General features: G+C 52.7%; 24 protein-coding genes. 21 read left to right on the top strand and 3 right to left on the bottom strand.

All coding sequences use genetic code 11. From position 1 onward, the window contains the following. Positions 1-52 precede the first annotated feature (52 nt). The 5 genes from DEP07_RS22595 to DEP07_RS22575 all read left to right on the top strand — a co-directional run bounded on the left by DEP07_RS22595 (position 53) and on the right by DEP07_RS22575 (position 4,554). A complete protein-coding gene (locus tag DEP07_RS22595) occupies positions 53-1,339 on the top strand; it encodes an arsenic transporter (protein WP_287103036.1) in 1,287 nt (428 codons plus the stop codon). 161 nt (positions 1,340-1,500) lie between these two features. After that, positions 1,501-1,893 carry a hypothetical protein gene (locus DEP07_RS22590; RefSeq protein WP_063229449.1) on the top strand — a complete coding sequence of 131 codons (393 nt, stop codon included), beginning with the start codon at positions 1,501-1,503 and terminating at the stop codon, positions 1,891-1,893. Positions 1,894-1,899: 6 nt separating this feature from the next. Next, positions 1,900-2,499 carry a gluconate 2-dehydrogenase subunit 3 family protein gene (locus DEP07_RS22585; RefSeq protein WP_287103034.1) on the top strand — a complete coding sequence of 200 codons (600 nt, stop codon included), beginning with the start codon at positions 1,900-1,902 and terminating at the stop codon, positions 2,497-2,499. Continuing rightward, positions 2,489-4,126 (top strand): GMC family oxidoreductase, encoded by a 1,638-nt coding sequence (locus DEP07_RS22580; protein WP_287103033.1) that lies wholly within the window; start codon positions 2,489-2,491, stop codon positions 4,124-4,126. Before DEP07_RS22585 ends, DEP07_RS22580 begins: the two co-directional genes overlap by 11 nt. A gap of 95 nt (positions 4,127-4,221) precedes the next feature. After that, positions 4,222-4,554 carry an ArsR/SmtB family transcription factor gene (locus tag DEP07_RS22575; RefSeq protein ID WP_063229451.1) on the top strand — a complete coding sequence of 111 codons (333 nt, stop codon included), beginning with the start codon at positions 4,222-4,224 and terminating at the stop codon, positions 4,552-4,554. Positions 4,555-4,575: 21 nt separating this feature from the next. Here the strand turns inward: DEP07_RS22575 and DEP07_RS22570 are convergent, their stop codons facing one another. Beyond that, positions 4,576-4,827 (bottom strand): glutaredoxin family protein, encoded by a 252-nt coding sequence (locus DEP07_RS22570; RefSeq protein WP_122966583.1) that lies wholly within the window; start codon positions 4,825-4,827, stop codon positions 4,576-4,578. 217 nt (positions 4,828-5,044) lie between these two features. Here DEP07_RS22570 and DEP07_RS22565 point away from each other — a divergent pair, with 217 nt between their 5' ends. From DEP07_RS22565 to DEP07_RS22500, 14 genes are all read left to right on the top strand, one after another. Next, positions 5,045-5,212, top strand: coding sequence for a gamma-type small acid-soluble spore protein (locus tag DEP07_RS22565; RefSeq protein ID WP_063229453.1), 168 nt, complete (start codon positions 5,045-5,047; stop codon positions 5,210-5,212). 116 nt (positions 5,213-5,328) lie between these two features. Then, the gene (gene acpS, locus DEP07_RS22560; protein ID WP_173599861.1) at positions 5,329-5,715 is read left to right on the top strand and encodes a holo-ACP synthase; all 387 of its coding nucleotides are present in this window, start codon (positions 5,329-5,331) and stop codon (positions 5,713-5,715) included. Between the two features lie 242 nt (positions 5,716-5,957). Continuing rightward, complete coding sequence (locus DEP07_RS22555; protein WP_122966581.1) at positions 5,958-6,995, top strand: outer membrane lipoprotein-sorting protein; 1,038 nt, start codon at positions 5,958-5,960, stop codon at positions 6,993-6,995. Positions 6,996-7,611: 616 nt separating this feature from the next. Then, positions 7,612-8,001, top strand: a complete 390-nt coding sequence (locus DEP07_RS22550; protein ID WP_287103032.1) for a hypothetical protein — start codon at positions 7,612-7,614, stop codon at positions 7,999-8,001. A 221-nt stretch (positions 8,002-8,222) separates the two neighbouring features. Then, positions 8,223-8,663, top strand: coding sequence for a hypothetical protein (locus DEP07_RS22545; protein ID WP_122966579.1), 441 nt, complete (start codon positions 8,223-8,225; stop codon positions 8,661-8,663). Between the two features lie 2 nt (positions 8,664-8,665). Beyond that, the gene (gene alr / locus DEP07_RS22540) at positions 8,666-9,868 is read left to right on the top strand and encodes an alanine racemase (protein ID WP_287103031.1); all 1,203 of its coding nucleotides are present in this window, start codon (positions 8,666-8,668) and stop codon (positions 9,866-9,868) included. 178 nt (positions 9,869-10,046) lie between these two features. Beyond that, positions 10,047-10,346 (top strand): CopG family ribbon-helix-helix protein, encoded by a 300-nt coding sequence (locus tag DEP07_RS22535; protein WP_025845698.1) that lies wholly within the window; start codon positions 10,047-10,049, stop codon positions 10,344-10,346. A gap of 3 nt (positions 10,347-10,349) precedes the next feature. Further along, the gene (locus DEP07_RS22530; protein WP_005830205.1) at positions 10,350-10,700 is read left to right on the top strand and encodes a type II toxin-antitoxin system PemK/MazF family toxin; all 351 of its coding nucleotides are present in this window, start codon (positions 10,350-10,352) and stop codon (positions 10,698-10,700) included. A 224-nt stretch (positions 10,701-10,924) separates the two neighbouring features. Then, positions 10,925-11,362, top strand: a complete 438-nt coding sequence (locus DEP07_RS22525; protein ID WP_122966577.1) for an anti-sigma regulatory factor — start codon at positions 10,925-10,927, stop codon at positions 11,360-11,362. Next, the gene (locus tag DEP07_RS22520; protein ID WP_122966576.1) at positions 11,356-12,357 is read left to right on the top strand and encodes a PP2C family protein-serine/threonine phosphatase; all 1,002 of its coding nucleotides are present in this window, start codon (positions 11,356-11,358) and stop codon (positions 12,355-12,357) included. Before DEP07_RS22525 ends, DEP07_RS22520 begins: the two co-directional genes overlap by 7 nt. Before the next feature lie 25 nt (positions 12,358-12,382). Beyond that, positions 12,383-12,709 (top strand): anti-sigma factor antagonist, encoded by a 327-nt coding sequence (locus DEP07_RS22515; RefSeq protein WP_063229461.1) that lies wholly within the window; start codon positions 12,383-12,385, stop codon positions 12,707-12,709. After that, a complete protein-coding gene (gene rsbW, locus DEP07_RS22510) occupies positions 12,709-13,203 on the top strand; it encodes an anti-sigma B factor RsbW (protein WP_122966575.1) in 495 nt (164 codons plus the stop codon). The genes DEP07_RS22515 and rsbW overlap by 1 nt, the downstream gene beginning before the upstream one ends. Further along, the gene (gene sigB, locus DEP07_RS22505) at positions 13,172-13,969 is read left to right on the top strand and encodes an RNA polymerase sigma factor SigB (RefSeq protein ID WP_122966574.1); all 798 of its coding nucleotides are present in this window, start codon (positions 13,172-13,174) and stop codon (positions 13,967-13,969) included. Before rsbW ends, sigB begins: the two co-directional genes overlap by 32 nt. Before the next feature lie 111 nt (positions 13,970-14,080). Next, positions 14,081-16,243, top strand: a complete 2,163-nt coding sequence (locus tag DEP07_RS22500) for a Tex family protein (RefSeq protein WP_122966573.1) — start codon at positions 14,081-14,083, stop codon at positions 16,241-16,243. Positions 16,244-16,264: 21 nt separating this feature from the next. On the opposite strand, the gene cmpA is transcribed toward DEP07_RS22500, so the two are convergent. Next, the gene (gene cmpA, locus DEP07_RS22495) at positions 16,265-16,387 is read right to left on the bottom strand and encodes a cortex morphogenetic protein CmpA (protein ID WP_122966572.1); all 123 of its coding nucleotides are present in this window, start codon (positions 16,385-16,387) and stop codon (positions 16,265-16,267) included. Positions 16,388-16,466: 79 nt separating this feature from the next. Then, positions 16,467-16,802, bottom strand: coding sequence for a hydrolase/acyltransferase (locus tag DEP07_RS22490; RefSeq protein WP_122966571.1), 336 nt, complete (start codon positions 16,800-16,802; stop codon positions 16,467-16,469). Positions 16,803-16,912: 110 nt separating this feature from the next. Between DEP07_RS22490 and DEP07_RS22485 the strand changes: the two genes are divergently transcribed. Continuing rightward, a complete protein-coding gene (locus DEP07_RS22485) occupies positions 16,913-17,371 on the top strand; it encodes a SprT family protein (protein WP_122966570.1) in 459 nt (152 codons plus the stop codon). Between the two features lie 80 nt (positions 17,372-17,451). Next, the gene (thiL, locus tag DEP07_RS22480) at positions 17,452-18,483 is read left to right on the top strand and encodes a thiamine-phosphate kinase (RefSeq protein WP_173598106.1); all 1,032 of its coding nucleotides are present in this window, start codon (positions 17,452-17,454) and stop codon (positions 18,481-18,483) included. Positions 18,484-18,488: the final 5 nt, after the last annotated feature.

The following is an 18,488-nucleotide window of genomic DNA, read 5'->3' as shown; positions in this document are numbered from 1 at the left end:
AGCGGACCGATTGCGGGTTCGCTCTTTTTGGCGTGGAGGGGAGACATACGCGGTGGTCTGGATTTCATTGTTGATTTTTATCGTTACGCTGACATTGGTTATTTGGCAGCCAAAAGGTTTGTCGATCGGCTATCCGGCGGTAGGGGGAGCTGTGTTGGCTCTTGTGACAGGGGTAGTGTCACTCGCTGATGTGGCGGAAGTGACGTCGATCGTCTGGAATGCCACGTTTGCCCTGGTTGGCATTATCATCATTTCGCTCATTTTGGATGAGATCGGCTTTTTTGAATGGGCCGCCCTGCATATGGCGCGATTGGCAAAAGGAAATGGACGCTTGATGTTCACCTACGTCATTTTGCTCGGGACGCTGGTGTCTGCTTTGTTTACGAATGACGGAACAGCGCTGATCCTGACGCCGATCGTACTCGCCCAGGTTCGCGCACTGAAGCTCGACGGCAGGATGGTTTTGGCATTTGTCATGGCGAGCGGCTTCATCGCTGATACGAGTTCCTTGCCTTTTGTGGTCAGCAACCTGGTCAACATCGTTTCCGCTGACTATTTCGACATCGGCTTTGCCGAATACGCGCTGAAAATGGTTTTGCCCACCTTGTTTTCTGTCGGCGGCAGCCTGTTGGTTTTGTTTCTGTACTATCGCAAAAGCATCCCGCGTCACGTAGATTTGTCCCAGCTTCGGCGGCCGGGAGAGGCTATTCGCGATCAGCGACTGTTTCGCCTGGCGTGGCCGATTCTCGGCGTGCTGTTGCTCGGCTTTTTTCTAAGCGAGTCGATCCATGTGCCTGTTTCGTTCATCATCGCGCTCGCCGCCCTCGTGTTTTGCCTCGTCTCGCGAAAAAGCAAGGCGATTGCCATGGGCAGGATCATGAAGGAAGCGCCGTGGGTGGTCGTCATTTTTTCCATCGGCATGTATGTAGTGGTCTGGGGGCTGCACAATGCGCAGCTTACGGATTTGGTGAAAGCGGCGCTCGTAGCGCTCATGGATTGCGGATTGTTTGCAACCACGCTAGGCACAGGGCTGATTTCCGCCATTTTGTCTTCGATCATGAACAACTTGCCGACCGTCATGTTCAACGCTTTGGCGATTGGCAGCACGCAAGCAGAAGGCGTCTTCCGCGAAGCGATGATCTACGCCAACGTCATCGGGAGCGATCTCGGACCCAAAATAACGCCGATTGGCTCGCTCGCCACTTTGCTGTGGCTGCACGTACTGGGCCGCAAAGGCGTGAAAATTACGTGGGGTCAATATTTTCGCACAGGGGTTGTGCTGACGGTGCCAACTCTCATCATTACTTTGCTCGGGTTGTACCTGACACTGATCCTTTAAAAGAAACGGATAAAGCAAGTCTGCTGACGATTGGACCAGCAGGCTTGTTTTTTTATGGACGCGAAGAGGGGTGTTTTCCGAAAATAGCTTTTTTACTCGAATAGGACAGCAGAAGCAAAGGGAAAAATAGGCGCAACATACAGCAAAAGGAGGATGTTTCCATGTGGCAGGGCTGGCCGATCGAGCGTGTGCTTATTTTGTTTGCGGGACTGTCGTTCATTTTGATTGCCGTTCAAGTCACTCTGTTTCATTCCAGACAAAACTTTCGGCATTGGGCGATGTGGGTGCCTGTGATTGAACTGCCGATTTTTGCGGTTGCCGCTATTGTGTTGTCGTTCGTGAATGCAGGATGGCTCAGGTGGGTGTTTGCCTTGATGATGTTCGTCGGCATGGGGGGAGGCGTGTACGGGGCTTATCTGCACGCCGCAGGAGTCAAACAGCGCGTAGGCGGATTTTCGCAATCGCAAAATTTTTTGGTCGGCCCTCCGGTTATTCTTCCTCTGCTCATTACGGCGATTTCTGCTTTGGGGCTATTGGCCCTGTTCTGGGGGTGAGGGCAGATGGCAAAGCACAGACGTTACTCTGCCTATGATGTGTGGGAAGAGCACGCCAATTGGGATGTTCACACGCGACAAATTGTTGGAGCCAGGAAAATGCCGCAGGTCGCCCACAGCTACTTGCTGCCTGCCGAGGCCCTTTTGCTGCAAGCGATTGTGAGTGTGCTTGTAGACGACCACAGGCTGGAGGTGCTGACTTTTGTCGTGGCGCATATCGATGAGTCGCTCGCGAGTCCCGTCGGAGAATCGCAGCGCAAGGTCGGTGTTCCGGAGAAAAAACAGCTGTATCGTCTCGGCCTGGCAGGTGTGGAAGCTGAGAGTCACGCAGAGTTCGGGTGCGAGTTTGGCGCGCTCTCCGCTGGCGATCAGGAGCAGGTGTTGAAGCGGATTTCTGGCGGCAGCGTGAAGGAGCAAGAGGCGTGGACGCATGCTGCGGCCGTCGATTTTTTCAAAAAGCTGCTGCACGATACCGTGCAAGCCTATTATTCGCACCCGCTCGTCTGGTCGGATATCGGTTACGGCGGGCCAGCTTATCCCCGCGGTTATGTGCGGGTGGAAAAAGGATTGACAGACCCATGGGAGGCGAAGGCAAATGGCGAATAACGACGAGAAGCGGCATCCCAACGAAGCGGATCGGGCACGCTCCTCCCAGGACGGCCTGGTACGAAAATACGCGGAAGAAGCAGATGTATGCATCGTCGGAGCAGGCGCGGCAGGAGGGGTGCTGGCGTACGAATTGGCGAAAGCAGGACTGCGCGTGGTCGTGCTGGAAGCAGGGCCGTTCTGGGACCCGCAGCGCGACTTTGCCAGCGACGAGTTGAGCATGCAGCGGCTTGCCTGGCAGGAGACGAGGCTGATTGCGGGAAACGACCCTTTGCGGCTGGGTCATAACAACTCCGGGCGGGGAATCGGCGGAGGCACCGTTCATTTTACAGGGGTATTTTTACGATTTCACGAAAGCGATTTTATGACCCGGACAGCAGATGGGGTCGGGGAAGACTGGCCGATCACCTATCATGACCTGGCTCCGTATTACGACAAGATCGAGCGGGAAATTGCCGTGTCAGGCCCGCATCATTTTCCGTGGGGAGCTTTTCAGGGGCCGTATCCTTACCCGGTTCGCGAACCGATCAGCGCCAACGCCCAATTGTTCCGGGAAGGCTGCGACAAGCTGGGGATCGAAAGCGTAGTTGCCCCCCTCGCGATTTTATCGGCTCCGTTTGACGGACGTCCGCCCTGTATCAACCGCGGCTTTTGCAACCAGGGCTGTATGCCGAATGCCAAGTACAGTGGTCTGATTCATCATATTCCAAAGGCGATCGCAGAAGGAGCGGAAGTATTGTCTGACTGCACGGTCACGGAAATATTGATGGCAGGCGACCGAGTCAGCGGAGTGTTGTTTTCCCATCAGGGGCTGATGCATCGGCAGATGGCGCGGGTCGTTATTCTCGCCGGTTTTGTTGTGGAAACGCCACGCTTGCTGTTGAACTCGGCGACATCGCGGTTCCCCCAGGGATTGGCCAATTCCAGCGGCTGGGTAGGCAAAGCGATCATGCCTCATTCAAGTCATGACGTCTACGGGCGGCTCCCGGAAGAAGTGCGCCTGTACAAAGGAACGCCAGTGCTTGCCTTGACCCAGCACTTTTATGAGACGGAGCGGGAGCGCGGCTTCGCCAGAGGGTACACGCTGAGTGCGCATGGATCAAGACCAGTCGGCATGGCGGGAGCAATCGCGACGGAGCGGGAAGACAAAACCTTTTTGTGGGGCAAACAACTGCGGGAAACGATGCTTGACTACAACATGTATGCGCGAATTACGCTGGTAGGGGAAGTGCTCCCTCATCCTGACAATGCCGTTACGCTTAGCGGGGAAAAAGATGAAAACGGGATGCCGATACCGAAAGTCACTTTCAGCTATCAGGAAAACGACCGCAAGCTGTACCAGCATGCCATCGGGCAGATGAACCGGATCATGGAAGCGATGGGCGGAAAGCCGGAGCATGTCGTCTCGGATACCGCTCATTTGATGGGGGGCTGCCGAATGGGGAATAACCCCGAGCAGTCGGTTGTGAACGAGTTTGGGCAATCTCATGACATTCCCAATCTTTTCATAGCGGGTGCTTCCACATTCGTTACATCGAGTGGCAGCAACCCGACAAACACAGTAATGGCGCTGGCTGCGCGCACAGCGGACAAGCTGATCGAAGCGATGCAGCAGCGAGATGTTTAAGAAGTGTTCAAGGAACTTTTACGTTCATATCTTCCCCATCATATAAGCCATATAGTATACTGGGAAACAGATATGCAAGGCAAAGGTGGGTTCGTATGGAAACGGATTTGATGCAGGTATTGTTTTTATCCGAAGTTTACAAGCTGCTTGGTGACAAGACGCGCTTGACGATCATGGCTCTTTTGCAAGTCCAATCACTGTGTGTCCGTGATCTCGTGGAGATTCTGCAAACTTCCCAACCCTCTGTTTCCCAGCACTTAGCTAAGCTAAAGACACATGGTTTGGTCAAAGAGCGTCGCAAGGGACCATGGGTATTTTACTCTGTTAATACAGAATGCTCTCCTGCCGTTAAGCAAATTTTGTCTCACTTGCCAGATATGTCACCGATTGTCAAACAAAAATCAGCCGATGAACCTTCGTTCGGCTGATCAGTCTTAGGAAGCGTTGGATCAGATGAGATCCAGCGCTTTTTTTAATTCTTCCTTGTCGAAGCCGTGAATGACAAACTGTTCGCCGCCTTCCTTTTCGATGAAAGTAACGGGAGTCATGCTGGCTCCGAGGTTGATGGCTTCCTGGAAAAAGGCGTCGTTTTTGCGGATATCTCTATCTTCAAAAGCGATGTTTTGGGATGTCAGCCACATTTTTTCTTCCTGGCAAGGGCCGCATGTCGTCTGGGTGTAAACAATAACGGTTTGAGCCATGTAAAACGCTCCTCTCAAGTGGTAGTCGATCACTTAATTCGCGCTTGCTTATGGATTTCCTGCGCGGTATTGCACTTATAGGATACCCCGGTTCGCTGGTGAAAACAGGACAGAAGCAATCGGAGCGAGTTTGTACGGTCTGGAAAAATTAGGATGGATATGAGCGAGGGGGGCGGTACAAATTATATTCAGTGACGTCGAGGAGGTGAATGGAACGATGCCTAAACAAAACAAGCAAGCAGGAATGAACAAAGCTAACCAAGCGGCTCAGGCGCAAAACACTGCTACTGAATTTGCTAGCGAAACAAACGTAGCGGAAGTTCGTCGTCAAAACCAACAATCCGCTCAAAAATCCGGCCAACAAGCAGGTCAAGCTACTGAGTAGTAGCTGTAGACAACAACCCTCGCATCTTGCGGGGGTTTTTTCGTTTGGCTTGCAAAAAGGGCGGAGAGGATGGTACTGTGACAGCAGAATCTACAAGCTGGGGAGGGCTTTTGCCCATGATTGTCGGTATTGGCGTGGATATAGTAGAGATTGAACGAGTTGCAACATTGATCGGGCGAAGGGAAAATGCGATCAACCGTTTTCTCACCGATGAAGAAAAGCTGCTGCTGACGGGAAAATCGGCGCACAGGCAGGCGGAGATGGTGGCTGGCAGGTTCGCGGCAAAAGAAGCCGGGGCAAAAGCACTCGGGACGGGGATCGGACAGGCACTCAGCTTTCTCGATATGGCAATTACTCCGAGCGAAACGGGCAAGCCGTTGATGCAGATCAATCCGGATGTACTGACCCGACTGGGGCTGGAACCGGCGCGCATTCGTGTACACGTAAGCATTTCGCACAGTCAGACGCACGCTATGGCACAGGTGGTTGTGGAAGAGCTGTAAACTTGTCTGCATATTGGGACGAGGATGGACATACATTTATATCGCGTAGATCAGGAGGGACTACCTGCTCTGACACAGGAAGGGTAAGTCTTCAGCCGATCAAGCGATATCGCGTCCTTTGTACCCCGTACAGCTTTTTGACACGATGAGCGCTGCAAGAGGCGAAAGACTGACAGATTTCCCAGGAAATAGACAGGGGTGCCCTTCTTTGTCGAAAAAGTTGACAAGGAGGAGTTCATTGAATGAAAAGGGCAGCTTTACCACTGGTGTTATTGTTGGTCTTTACGTTGATGCTCGGCGGTTGCTTCGGTCAGAAAACACCAGAAGATGTGGTGAGTGACCTGAACGGAGCACTGGGGAAAATGAGCGGATACAAGTCTCAGGCGGTTTTGACTATGCAGACGGGCTCTACACCTATGGAGTATGACGTCCAGGTCTGGTATGAGAAGCCCACGAATTATCGGGTGGCGCTCACCTCCAAGCAGCGTGGAATTACCCAGATCATTCTGCGCAATAACGAAGGAGTTTTTGTCCTGACTCCACACCTGAACAAAAGCTTCCGCTTCCAGAGCGGTTGGCCGGAGAACAATGGCCCACTCTATTTGTATGAGACGCTGGCGAAGAGCATTATTGACGATGCGGAGCGTCAAATGAAGATGGAGGAAAAGCAGTACGTCTTTGAAGTGAAAGCAAACTACAGCGGCAATCGCTCGCTCACCAAGCAAAAGATTTGGCTGACAGAAGACTTCAAGCCAACTCATGCGGAGATTATGGATTCGAGCATGAAGCCACTGGTGCGAATCGACTTTACCGAATTTTCGTTCAACCCTACCTTTGACAAGGATGCGTTTGACAGAGATCGCAACATGAGCACAAGCTCTTTGCCAGCAATTCCAACGATGGCAGGCGCAAACGGACAGGTCGCCAAGCTTCCGAACAGCCAGTTCGGTGTGATCGTGCCGACTTACGTGCCTGAGGGAGTCAAGCAGGGCGATATCGAGCCAGTGACGCGTGATGGCGTGCGGACAGTCATCCTCAACTACAAAGGGGCGTATAACTACAAGCTGATCGAAGCCCGTCCGACAGAAGCTTCCGTATCTTATGAACAAGGCATGCCTGTCAATCTCGGCTTCACAGTCGGGGTGCTGGCACAAACGGGTGAAAAAACACGACTGCTCACATGGGAGCTGGACGGTGTCGAATTTACAATCGCCGGAGATTTGCCAGAAGAAGAGATGGTCAATGTCGCTCAGTCGACTTACGGTCTCGGCGGGAAATAAAAATAGGGAGAGGGGACGGCTTATGACCGTCCTCTTTTTGTTGTGTCCAGACGAAGCTTTGTCTCTTACCAATCCTCCTTTACTTTCCCGCAACTTTTCCATTTTTCTCAAAAGGGAATCTAAAATAGCCTGTGTAGACTGAGCATGTACCCGGAAGAAGCGGTACATAACTACACCGAGTGAAAGGGTTGAGCAAATATGTTTAGCAAAGCAAAATTGGGAATGCTTTTGGGCACGATGGCAGCAGTTCTGAGTATTGGGAGCTTGGGCAGCGCCTTTGCAGCAGATACAACACAAACACAGGCGCAAGCGCAAAAATTGGAGAAACCGTCAGAGGTGAAATTCGCTTTCGGCGGCAAAATGAATCATCACGGCGGGGGCATCAAAGGCGTCTCCTTCAAAGAAAACACAGAACTGCTCTCCTTGTTGAAGCTGGATGCAGACAAGCTGGCTGAAGAACTGAAAGCAGGCAAATCGCTGGCAGCAGTAGCAGAAGCGCAAGGCGTGTCGGTAGACGATCTCGTGTCCTTGCTGGTTGAGCAACAAGAAGCGAAGCTGAAAGAAGCGGTAACAGCAGGCAAGTTGACGCAAGAACAAGCTGACAAANNTCAAAGAAATGGTGCAAAACACGCATCAGGACAGAGGACCAGGCAAAGGCTTTGGTTTCGGCTTCGGCGGCTTCGACAAAAACGAAGAACTGCTCTCCTTGCTGAAACTGGATGCAGACAAGCTGGGCGAAGAACTGAAAGCAGGCAAGTCGCTGGCAGCAGTAGCAGAAGCGCAAGGCGTGTCGGTAGACGACCTCGTATCTTTGCTGGTTGAACAACAAGAAGCGAAGCTGAAAGAAGCGGTCACAGCAGGCAAGCTGACGCAAGAACAAGCTGACAAAATGAACGAAAACGCAGCAGATCGCGTGCAAAAAATGGTGGAAGGCAGCTTCACAAAAGGGGCATTCCGAGGACACGGCGAGAAAAAGGCAGAACAGGACAAAGCGGGCGAACAATAGTCCGCAAACGAACGCACAAAAGAGCAGGCGAATCTTCTCGCCTGCTTTTTTCCGTAGCCGAGCAGTCCGCCAACAACACTGGGATAGGCCGCAGTTAGCCGCATGGCGGCGGTAATTGCGTGCACGCATGAGGTAAAAGGACAAACCCTGAATTGACACGCACCGGGAAAACACGATACATTCAAGGTAACTTATACCGTAATGAGGTGGCATGCAGCAAGATGAAAAAATCGTCTACCGATGTATTGTACCAGGAAGAGTCGACCTACAAGGACATGCTGTTGCGCAAAAGCTGGAGCATGCGGATTGCCGAGACCATCACCTTCGTTTTGGGGATGATGATTCTCGCACAAATTTTTCCGAGGAATGACGCGACCTTCAAAGTGTTGGCTATTGCGATTGCCATAGCAGTCGTCGGTCTTGCTCCATTCCTGTACAAGTCGATTATGCGTCCTGTGTACAAGCTGACGAAGACTCACCTGATCGTCAGCATCTCCGGAAAAGAAACGAGCTATCCTTTGTCAGAAGTGGAGCAGGTTTACGAAGGCCGCCATTTCTATCGCTTGGGAGGCAAAAAAGAATCGTTGATGGTTTCCAGGCAGTTTCTCAATCAGTTGAATGAGCGCTTGAGTTACTATAATAAAGGGAACAAGAGGAGATAGGAATGAAACCGTTTTGTCGTGACACTTGGGTTGAGGTTGATTTGGACGCCATCCGGACCAATGTTGAGACGTTCCGCGGCCATTTGCCGAAAAACACGGGCATTATGGCTGTCGTCAAGGCAGACGGTTACGGACACGGCGCTGTGCACGTAGCCAGGGAGGCGCTTGCGAGCGGTGCCGACACTCTGGCGGTGGCGATGCTCGATGAAGCGATTATTCTGCGACAGGCAGGAATCGCAGCGCCGATTTTGGTGCTCGGGTATACGCCGACTGATTCGCTCGAAAGTGCCAGCAGACTGAATGTTGAACTGACGACATACAGCACAGACTGGATTCGGGCAGCGAACCGACTGCTCGAACAAAAGGGCCTCGCTCCCGTCCGCGTGCATGTAAAAACGGACACAGGCATGGGGCGTTTGGGCGTCCAGACAACAGAGGCGTTGCTCGATGTGGTAGGCGCTCTCGAAGACAGCCCCAAGCTGGAATGGACAGGCATTTTCACCCACTTTGCCTGCGCGGACGAACCGGACACGACCCATGTGCGACGACAACACGAGACGTTTCAATCCTTTTTGCAAGCACTGCGCGCAGCGGGAAAGCAGTTGCCCACAGTACACTGCTGCAATACAGCTGCCGCCATCGCTTTTCCCGATTGGGGGTATGATACGATCCGTTTAGGCATAGGTTTATACGGATTGTATCCTTCACCGTACATGAAAGAGCGTGCGGACGTGACTCTTGTCCCTGCCCTTTCCCTGAAAACCAAAATTGCCCATGCAAAAACAGCAGTGGAGCCGTTTACGGTCAGCTATGGCGCGACTTATACGGCAGAACCAGGTGAGCGAATCGCCACTGTGCCCATTGGATACGCCGATGGGTATTCCCGCCTCTTGTCCAATCGGGGAGAAGTGTTGTACAATGGTTCCCGCTATCCAATCGTAGGGCGAGTCTGCATGGATCAAACCATGATCAGACTGGAACCGGAGGCTGGGCAGGTCGGCGATGAAATCGTTCTATACGGCAAACAGGGGGATGAGGAAATCTCTCTGGATGAGGTTGCTCAGTTGCTTGGAACGATTAATTATGAAGTCCCCTGCATGCTGAATTACCGGATTCCGCGCGTCTATGTCCGCAACAAGGAAATCACTGAGGTGTTTCATCCGCTGGCGATGAAGCATGTGCCTGTAAAAAGTGTAAATAACTAGCAAGCAAAAATCAGCAGGAGTTTTCTAGTGGAGCGCGAATATTAGTTAAGCGCAAATGCGGGCTTTTTTGCCTGAAACGCTTACGGATAGGTATATTTTTGCAATGGTTTCGACATAATGGTATTGTTCATACTGGCTGTTCTTTCAAGAACTGGCATGGTAGATGGAAGTTACGGTCATGGTTGGAGGTGGATTTGTCTTGTCGAAGTCAAACACGAAACGCATCATGATCAGTTTGCCGCAACACTTGCTACAGGAAGTGGATGGCGTCATTCAAAAGGAGAAATCCAATCGCAGCGAGTTTATTCGTCAGGCGATGCATTTGTATTTGAAGGAGCGTAAAAAACGTACGATCCGGGAGACAATGCAAAAAGGGTATATGGAGATGGCGAAGATTAATCTGAAAATGGCATCGGAGGCTTTTGGCGCTGAGGAAGAGGCTGACCATACTCTTGTCCGCTTAGTTAGCGGGGTGTGACCTGTGATTGTCAAACGTGGCGATGTGTTTTTCGCGGACCTGTCACCGGTCGTTGGCTCTGAGCAAGGAGGCGTGCGGCCTGTTTTAGTCATTCAGAACGACATTGGAAATCGATTTAGTCCGACGGTCATCGTCGCAGCCATTACGGCGCAAATTCAGAAGGCAAAGCTGCCTACGCATGTGGAAATTGACGCAAAAACATATGGATTTGATCGTGACTCCGTCATTTTGTTGGAACAAATACGAACCATTGACAAACAAAGGCTGACCGATAAGATTACCCATCTCGATGACGAGATGATGGATCGGGTCAATGAGTCTTTACAAATCAGCTTGGGCCTCATTGATTTCTAAAAAATGAATCAAGCGCTGGGAGAGGAAAAGCCACTTGGGTGAAGCAAGTGGTTTTTTTGCTGTGGGGGCAGGGAATTGCCATGTCTGTAGCGAATGTGTTTGTTGTGAATAGTAGACAAAAAGTGACACGATTTGCTATTACTTCCGAGGTAGAGAAAAAACTTCGATCGCATTCATTTTCATTTATTTCTACCTATTAAGTGAGGGCGGAAGGGGTTTTTTGATTGTGGCAGAGCTGTAGTCCTGAGACAATCAAGATCAAACAAGAAACAGACATCGTAACAGCGAGACAAGTGGGGCGAAATATGTCGAGACAGCTCGGCTTCGGTACAATCATGCAGTCCCGAATCGCCACGTCCATCTCCGAATTGGCCCGTAACATTTATTTGTACGCAGGTAGCGGGACAATCACGATTGAGCCGATTGAAAAAAACGGTGTGATTGGCTTGCAAATGACCGCAATAGATGCGGGACCGGGAATCCCCGATATCCGCAAAGCTTTGGAAGACGGCTATTCGACTTCCGGCGCACTCGGGGCAGGGTTGCCAGGAGTCAGGCGCATGATGGATGAATTTGAAATCCACAGCTCCCGAGAAGAAGGAACGCGAGTGGTCGTCGTGAAGTGGAACAGCCCGCTGGAGGAGGGGAGAGACAAATGGTAATCCGAAGCTTGGAGGAAGAGTATGTAAAGCTTCTTCGGGATTACCTGAACGGCCCTGGCGAGGATCAGCTGTACGTAGCCCAGCAGATGGGCAAGTGGCTGCTCGCCCGCAATATTTCGCCGGAAGAATTGACAGATATGCATGGGCGGGCATTGGAAAAGCTGGGCGATGTCCCGGAATTTGTGCGTGCGTCCTTTTCCATCCTGACCGAAGTAATGATTGAATACGGCAACGAACATCGGTCCGTACATAGCTGGCGGAGCAGGCATCAACAGTTGGAAGCGGAGATGGCAGTGGCCCAGGCGATGCAGCAGACGCTTTTGCCTGGAGAAATCCCCGCTTATCCCGGTTTGGAGATCGGCCTTGTCAGCATAGCAGCGAAGCAAATGTCCGGAGACTATTACGACTTTATTTGTCAGGACGAAGAGCGCTTTTGCCTGAGCGTTGCGGATATTACGGGAAAAGGAATTTCCGCAGCGATGTGCATGTCCATGCTCAAGTACGCGATTGACAGCTTGCGAGAGATGCCGCTTGGTCCTGACGAGATGCTGCACCATCTCAACCGGATCGTCGGGCGAAACATCGATCCGAGCATGTTTGTAACGATGCTCTACGGAGCGTACGATACGCGGCTCCATTCATTCCGCTATGCTGTGGCGGGGCATGAGCCTGGCTTTTTGTATCGGGCTTCAGAAAAAAAGTTTGCCGATTTGGAAGGACAAGGCTCAGCACTGGGGCTATGCCCGAGTAGCGAATACGAAGTGCGGGAAGTTCGCCTGGAACCGGGAGATGTTCTGATTCTTCTGACAGATGGTGTAACAGAATGCAAAAAAAACCGATACTATTTGCAAAGGGATGAGTTAATTCTCCACATGCAAGCCGAAGTGGGCGTCCATGCCCAAAAAATGGCGAACGCCCTGTACAACAGGCTGCTTACGCTCTCCCAATTTGAACTGCTGGATGACTACACCATGATTGTACTTCGAAGAACATGAAGCAATGCAAGGGAGGGAGATGGCGATGGATCTGTTCATGAACACCACTAGCCAGGAGGCAGAGCATCTGGTGGTCCTTGGGGGAGATATTGACGCCCATACAGGACCAAAAGTAAAGGAGACACTCATGTCTCTCGCAAATCAGCCTGGCGCCAGCCGCATTTTGGTCGATTTGGAAGCGGTCGAGTATATGGACAGCACAGGAATCGGAATTTTCATCGCGGCCATGAAAGCGTGCAAGCAAAACGGATGCGCGTTTGAGGTTCAAAAATTGTCTCCACGCGTGGAAAGGCTGTTTCGCATCACAGGCTTGTACGAACATATTGCCGTCCGCAAAGGAGAGAGCGAGTAATGGCTCAACAAAAACCTCTGGCTGACAGGATTCGGTTGACTTTGCCAAATCAAACGGATTACCTGGGCGTGGCGAGGCTTACTGTGTCGGGGATAGCGAATCGCATGGGTTTTTCCTATGAGGAGATTGAGGATATCAAGCTTGCAGTAGGGGAAGCGTGCACGAATGCAGTAAAACACGCGTACAAGGATAAAGAAGAAGCTGGTTTTATCCATATAGAATGTCAGGTTTGCTCCGATCGTCTGTGCATCGAGGTGAGCGATCAGGGCGTAGGATTTGCCGAAGAGCTGTTGCCAGAACAACTGACACCGATTTATGCAGGAAGAAACCTTGAGGATCTGGATGAAGGAGGTCTTGGCCTTTATCTCATCCACACACTGATGGACGAGGTAGTGATTCGCTCCGAATCAGGAGTGATGGTCTCCATGACCAAGTATGTTCGGCGGGATGGGGTGGCTGGCGATGACTGGACAATCTCGGAAACGGAAGTATAGTCCGGAGGAGCTCCGGCAGCTCATTCAACTGTATGGGCAGACAAGGGACGAAAGCCTGCAGGAGCAGTTGGTGACCGCCTATACTCCGCTAGTTGAAACGTTGGCCAAAAAGTTTGTGCGTGGACAAGTCATGTACGAAGACCTTGTCCAGGTGGGGATGATCGGGCTGCTTGCGTCCCTGCGCCGATTTGACCCTTCTTTTGACAGAACGTTTGAAAGCTTTGCGATCCCGACGATTGTCGGAGAAATCAAGCGATACATCCGGGACAAGACGTGGAGTGTGCACGTGCCGCGCCGTGTAAAAGAATTGAGCCCGAAGATCAAGCGCGTTGTGGATGAGCTGACAGCCAAGCTGCAACGTTCGCCGAAAATATCCGATATTGCGAACTGCCTGGGCGTAACGGAAGAAGCCGTATTGGAGACGCTCGAAATGGGGCGGAGCTACCATTCCCTTTCCATGGACAGCGAGCTGGAAGCAGACAACGACGGCAACACAATCACACTGCTGGATCTCGTCGGCCAGCAAGAAGTGGGCTACGGACAAGTCGAACAAAACTTGATGCTCGACCGGGCGCTGCACGTTCTGGACAAGCGGGAAAAAGAAATCATTCATTTAACCTTTTATCAAAATTTGAGCCAGAAGCAGGCCGGAGACATCATGGGCATGTCCCAGATGCATATTTCCCGCTTGCAGCGTCGTGCATTGGGCAAGTTGAGAGAGGCTTTGCGAGTAGAACAGCTGGAAACGGCGAGAACAGCAACCTAACAGGGAAGCTTGGGAGGAGGGGCATGTGCACCTCTTTTTTTTTGCCCGTTTCCAGACGTTGCTAGCAAATATGGTACAATAAACGGCGAAGTACGAGCGCAGGAGGAATGTATGGAGCTTACATTGATGATCCAGACAATCGCCCAGGATACGGGCGTCAAACCTCATCAGGTGGAACGCACGGTTGCCCTTTTGGATGAAGGCAATACCGTTCCTTTCATTGCCCGCTACCGAAAGGAAATGACCGGGCAGTTGGATGAAACGCAAATTCGGGCGATCGAGGAACGCGTGCGTTATTTGCGCAACCTGTCAGTACGCAAGGAAGAAGTAGTCCGGCTCATCGAGGAGCAGGGCAAGCTGACGGATGAATTGAAGGCGGCAATTGAGCGGGCCACGAAGCTGCAAGAAGTGGAAGACCTTTACCGACCGTACAGGCAAAAGCGCCGCACGCGAGCGACGATGGCCAAAGAAAAGGGATTGGAGCCGCTCGCCACGTACTTGTTGAGCCTGCCGAAAAAAGGTGATCCGCAAGAGGAAGCACAAAAATACGTGGATGCCGAAAAAGGCGTGGAAACGATCGAGCAAGCTTTGCAAGGGGCGATGGATATCGTTGCCGAGCACATTTCCGACGATCCGGACATCCGCCAGTGGGTTCGCCAGCGCACCGTGCAAAAAGGGCTGCTGGTGACCGAGCAAAAGGCAGAAGAAGCAGACGAGAAAAACGTATACCAGATGTATTACGCATACAGCGAGCCTTTGAAAAAGGTTGTGCCCCATCGTGTGCTCGCCATCAACCGGGGAGAGAGCGAAGGCATCCTGAAGGTGACCGTAGAAGCGCCAGTCGCCGAGATTTTGGCCTGGGTGCAAAGGCGGATGGTTCCCGGCGAGACGGTCGTTCGCTCACTCATGGAGCAGACGGTCGAGGACGCGTACAAGCGCTTGATTGCGCCGTCGATCGAGCGGGAGGTACGCGCCGAGCTGACAGAGGCGGCAGAAGAGCGGGCCATCCACATTTTCGCGGAGAACTTGCGCAATCTGCTGTTGCAGCCTCCGGTAAAAGGCAAAGTCGTTCTCGGGGTCGACCCGGCATTCCGGACTGGCTGTAAATTAGCTGTAGTCGATGAGACGGGCAAGCTATTGGAAGTAGCGGTCGTCTACCCTACTCCTCCGGTAAACAAAGTGGCAGAAGCAGCGGCAAAAGTTCGCCAGTTGATCGAGACGTACGATGTCAGTGTCATCGCGATCGGCAACGGTACGGCCTCGCGTGAGACGGAGCAATTTATTGCCAATCTGCTCAAGGAACTCAAGCGCCAGGTCATGTATATTATCGTGAATGAAGCGGGAGCGTCGGTGTACTCAGCTTCACCTTTGGCGAAAGAAGAGTTTCCGGACCTCGATGTAGCGGAGCGCAGTGCTGCCTCGATCGCCCGGCGTTTGCAGGACCCGCTTGCCGAACTGGTCAAAATCGACCCGAAATCGGTTGGCGTGGGCCAATACCAGCATGACGTGTCCCAGTCGAGATTGGCGGACAGCTTGCAATTTGTCGTCGAATCGGCGGTAAACCACGTCGGGGTGGACGTCAACACAGCATCCTCGTCGCTGTTGCAGTACGTATCGGGAATCAGCAAGCAAGTGGCGGGCAACATCGTGAAAAAGCGGGAAGAGATCGGCATGTTCTCGTCTCGCAGCCAGTTGAAGGAAGTTCCTCGACTGGGAGCCAAGACGTACGAGCAGTGCATCGGCTTTTTGCGCATCACAGGAGGAAGCGATCCGCTGGACAAGACCCCGATTCACCCAGAATCGTACGCGGCTACGCACAAGCTTTTGGCGATGATCGAAATTGCGCCGAGCGAAATCGGCAGCGAGCGCTGCAAAGAGCGCCTGCAATCGCTCGATATCGAGAAGACAGCCGAGCGGCTTGGCATCGGGGTTCCGACGCTCACGGATATTGTCGAGAGTCTGTTGCGTCCGGGACGCGACCCCCGCGATGAGCTGCCGAAGCCGCTCTTGCGCAGCGACGTGCTGCAACTGTCAGATCTCGGAGTAGGGATGAAGCTGCAAGGAACGGTTCGCAATGTGGTAGACTTCGGGGCGTTTGTGGATATCGGTCTGAAAAACGATGGGCTTGTTCACATTTCCCGGCTGAAAAAAGGCTTCGTCAAGCATCCGCTCGACGTTGTGACCGTAGGAGACATCGTGGATGTGTGGGTTGTCGAAATCGATGAAAAGCGCCAGCGCGTGGGCTTGACCATGATCGCCCCGGGCGAAGCGTAAACATAAAAAGGCGGCCTCCTGCTACTCGGGACGGCCGCCATGTTTTTCCCAATATAAGAACCAGCAACTGTTCAGCAAACGAATTTGTCGAATGTCCTTCCCGTTGAAGGCACGCTGCAACTGCTTACGCATCCATTGGGGCATGTAGGTACCTCCTGGAATTATTCGCCTATTGGCAATGTATGCACAAAGACGATCAGGAGGTACTTATTTTCCAAAAAACTTACTCTTCGTCGCGCAAAAATTCAAGTTGGGCCTGTAAAGCGCGAATCTCGGTCAACAAGGAGATCAGTGGATACTGACTCTCGGGGAGTGCGGCAAAGCGTTCTTCCAGACTGCTGACGTAATCGAGTCCATCCACAACGGCGAGTCCGCTTCCCAAAAGCTCCAGGTCAGCGCATTCCGCAAGCACGGTCGGCAGCTGTGGCCGATCCTCGATGGTCAGCTTGTCGATTTCCTTGTACAGTCGCTTGAACAGGGCAACAAGCTGATACATATGCGTTTCAGGCAGCGCAACGAACGTCAACCCGTCTTTTTCCTGCAAGATCAAATAGCGCATAAGCTCCTCCAAACCAATCTACTTTTCTTCCACCCAGTGTAGCCTATCTGTCTGGCACTTTTCAACAGGAACTGCTATGGTGAAAAGGAGAGAGGAGCGTTAGAGAGGACATGACCGATACCGAATTGCAAGAGCTGGTGGAGCAAATCTCCACTCAATTTTTCGCCAAGCCATTTCGCCATCGGGCTCGCTTCAACAGCAGATTGCGCACGACAGGCGGACGGTATTTGCTGCGCTCCCACGACATTGAATTGAATCCCAAACATCTGGCGGAGCATGGAGAAGGCGAGCTGATTGCGATCATCAAGCATGAGCTGTGTCACTATCACTTGCATCTGGAGAAGAAAGGCTATCGCCACATAGATCAAGACTTTCGCAGACTGCTTGCCCAGGTCGGCGGCAGCCGGTATTGCCAGCAGGTAGGAAGCGGACGAGCGGTGATGCCTTATCGCTACGAGCTTGCCTGCCATTCGTGCGGGATGACGTATAAACGAAAACGGCGAATGGACCCTTCCCGCTACCGCTGCGGACGATGCCGGGGAACGTTGCAGCTGAGAGAACTGAAGTAGCAAGCGAGACGCGGCTTTCTTGCGTGCATTTTGACACGAGAGGTATAATGGACTGACTATGCAAAAAAGGAGCGCTTGAGGTGGCACATGACGAATTTTCCCTGATCCGGCAATGGACGAGCCGTTCGGACGGACAGGAAGGAGACGGCTTGACTGTCGGGCTGGGGGATGATGCCGCCGTTTTTTCTCCTTCGCCAGAGATGGAAATTGTGGCCTGCTGTGACGCGATGGTCGAGACCGTTCACTTTTTAAAAGAAACGATGCGGCCGAGTGACATCGGCTACAAAGCCGTTACGAGCAATGTAAGCGACGTCGCGGCGATGGGCGGATACGCCCGCTATGCGTTGGTCAGCATCGCAGTGGCACCGCACTGGACGCCGGAAGAGTGCCAGGGCATATACGATGGAATTTACGCGGCATGTGACATGTACGGCGTGAAAGTCATCGGCGGGGATACGGTATCCGCACCGGATGCGTTGCACTTGTCTGTCACCGTGCTTGGCGAGGTGGAAAAAGGACGCGCCATTCGGCGTTCGCACGCCCGCGCGGGGCAAGCTGTTTTTGTAACAGGACATGTGGGCAGCTCTGCCGCCGGTTTGCATGTGTTGCTACAAGATCGGCAAGAACAGCAGTCTGTGACTGAATGGTCAGGGCGTTGGGCGAAACTGATAGCAGCTCACCAGCGCCCGGTCGCTCAGGTAAAAGCTGGGCGTCTGCTCCTGGAATCCGGTGTCTGCGGGGCGTTGAACGATGTCAGTGACGGCTTGGCTTCTGAGTTGTGGGAAATCGCGGAGGCAAGCTCGGTCAGCATTTGTGTAGACGCTGCCCTGATCCCGATCGAAGAAGAGGCGCGGGCCTGCGCCTTGCAGTTCGGAAAAGACCCGGTGGAGTGGGCATTTTACGGCGGAGAGGACTACCAGCTCGTCGGAACAATCGAAGCGAGCGAGGTTGATGCCGTCCGCGAACGTTTTGCGGCAGCGGGCATCCTGTTCTCTGTAATCGGTGCGGTGGAAGCCGAGCAGACTGCTGCACCCAAGCTGTCGCTGCGGACTGGCGAAAGCCGAACGGCTCTGCCGAAAGCAGGCTACAATCATTTCAAGCGGCGCGAGTAAGCGAG

Origin of the sequence: Brevibacillus sp., from assembly GCF_003521185.1 — a bacterium.
Lineage (GTDB): Bacteria > Bacillota > Bacilli > Brevibacillales > Brevibacillaceae > Brevibacillus > Brevibacillus parabrevis.
The sequence above is the reverse complement of the archived record's forward strand: the minus strand, read 5'-3'. Positions and strand labels throughout refer to the sequence as shown.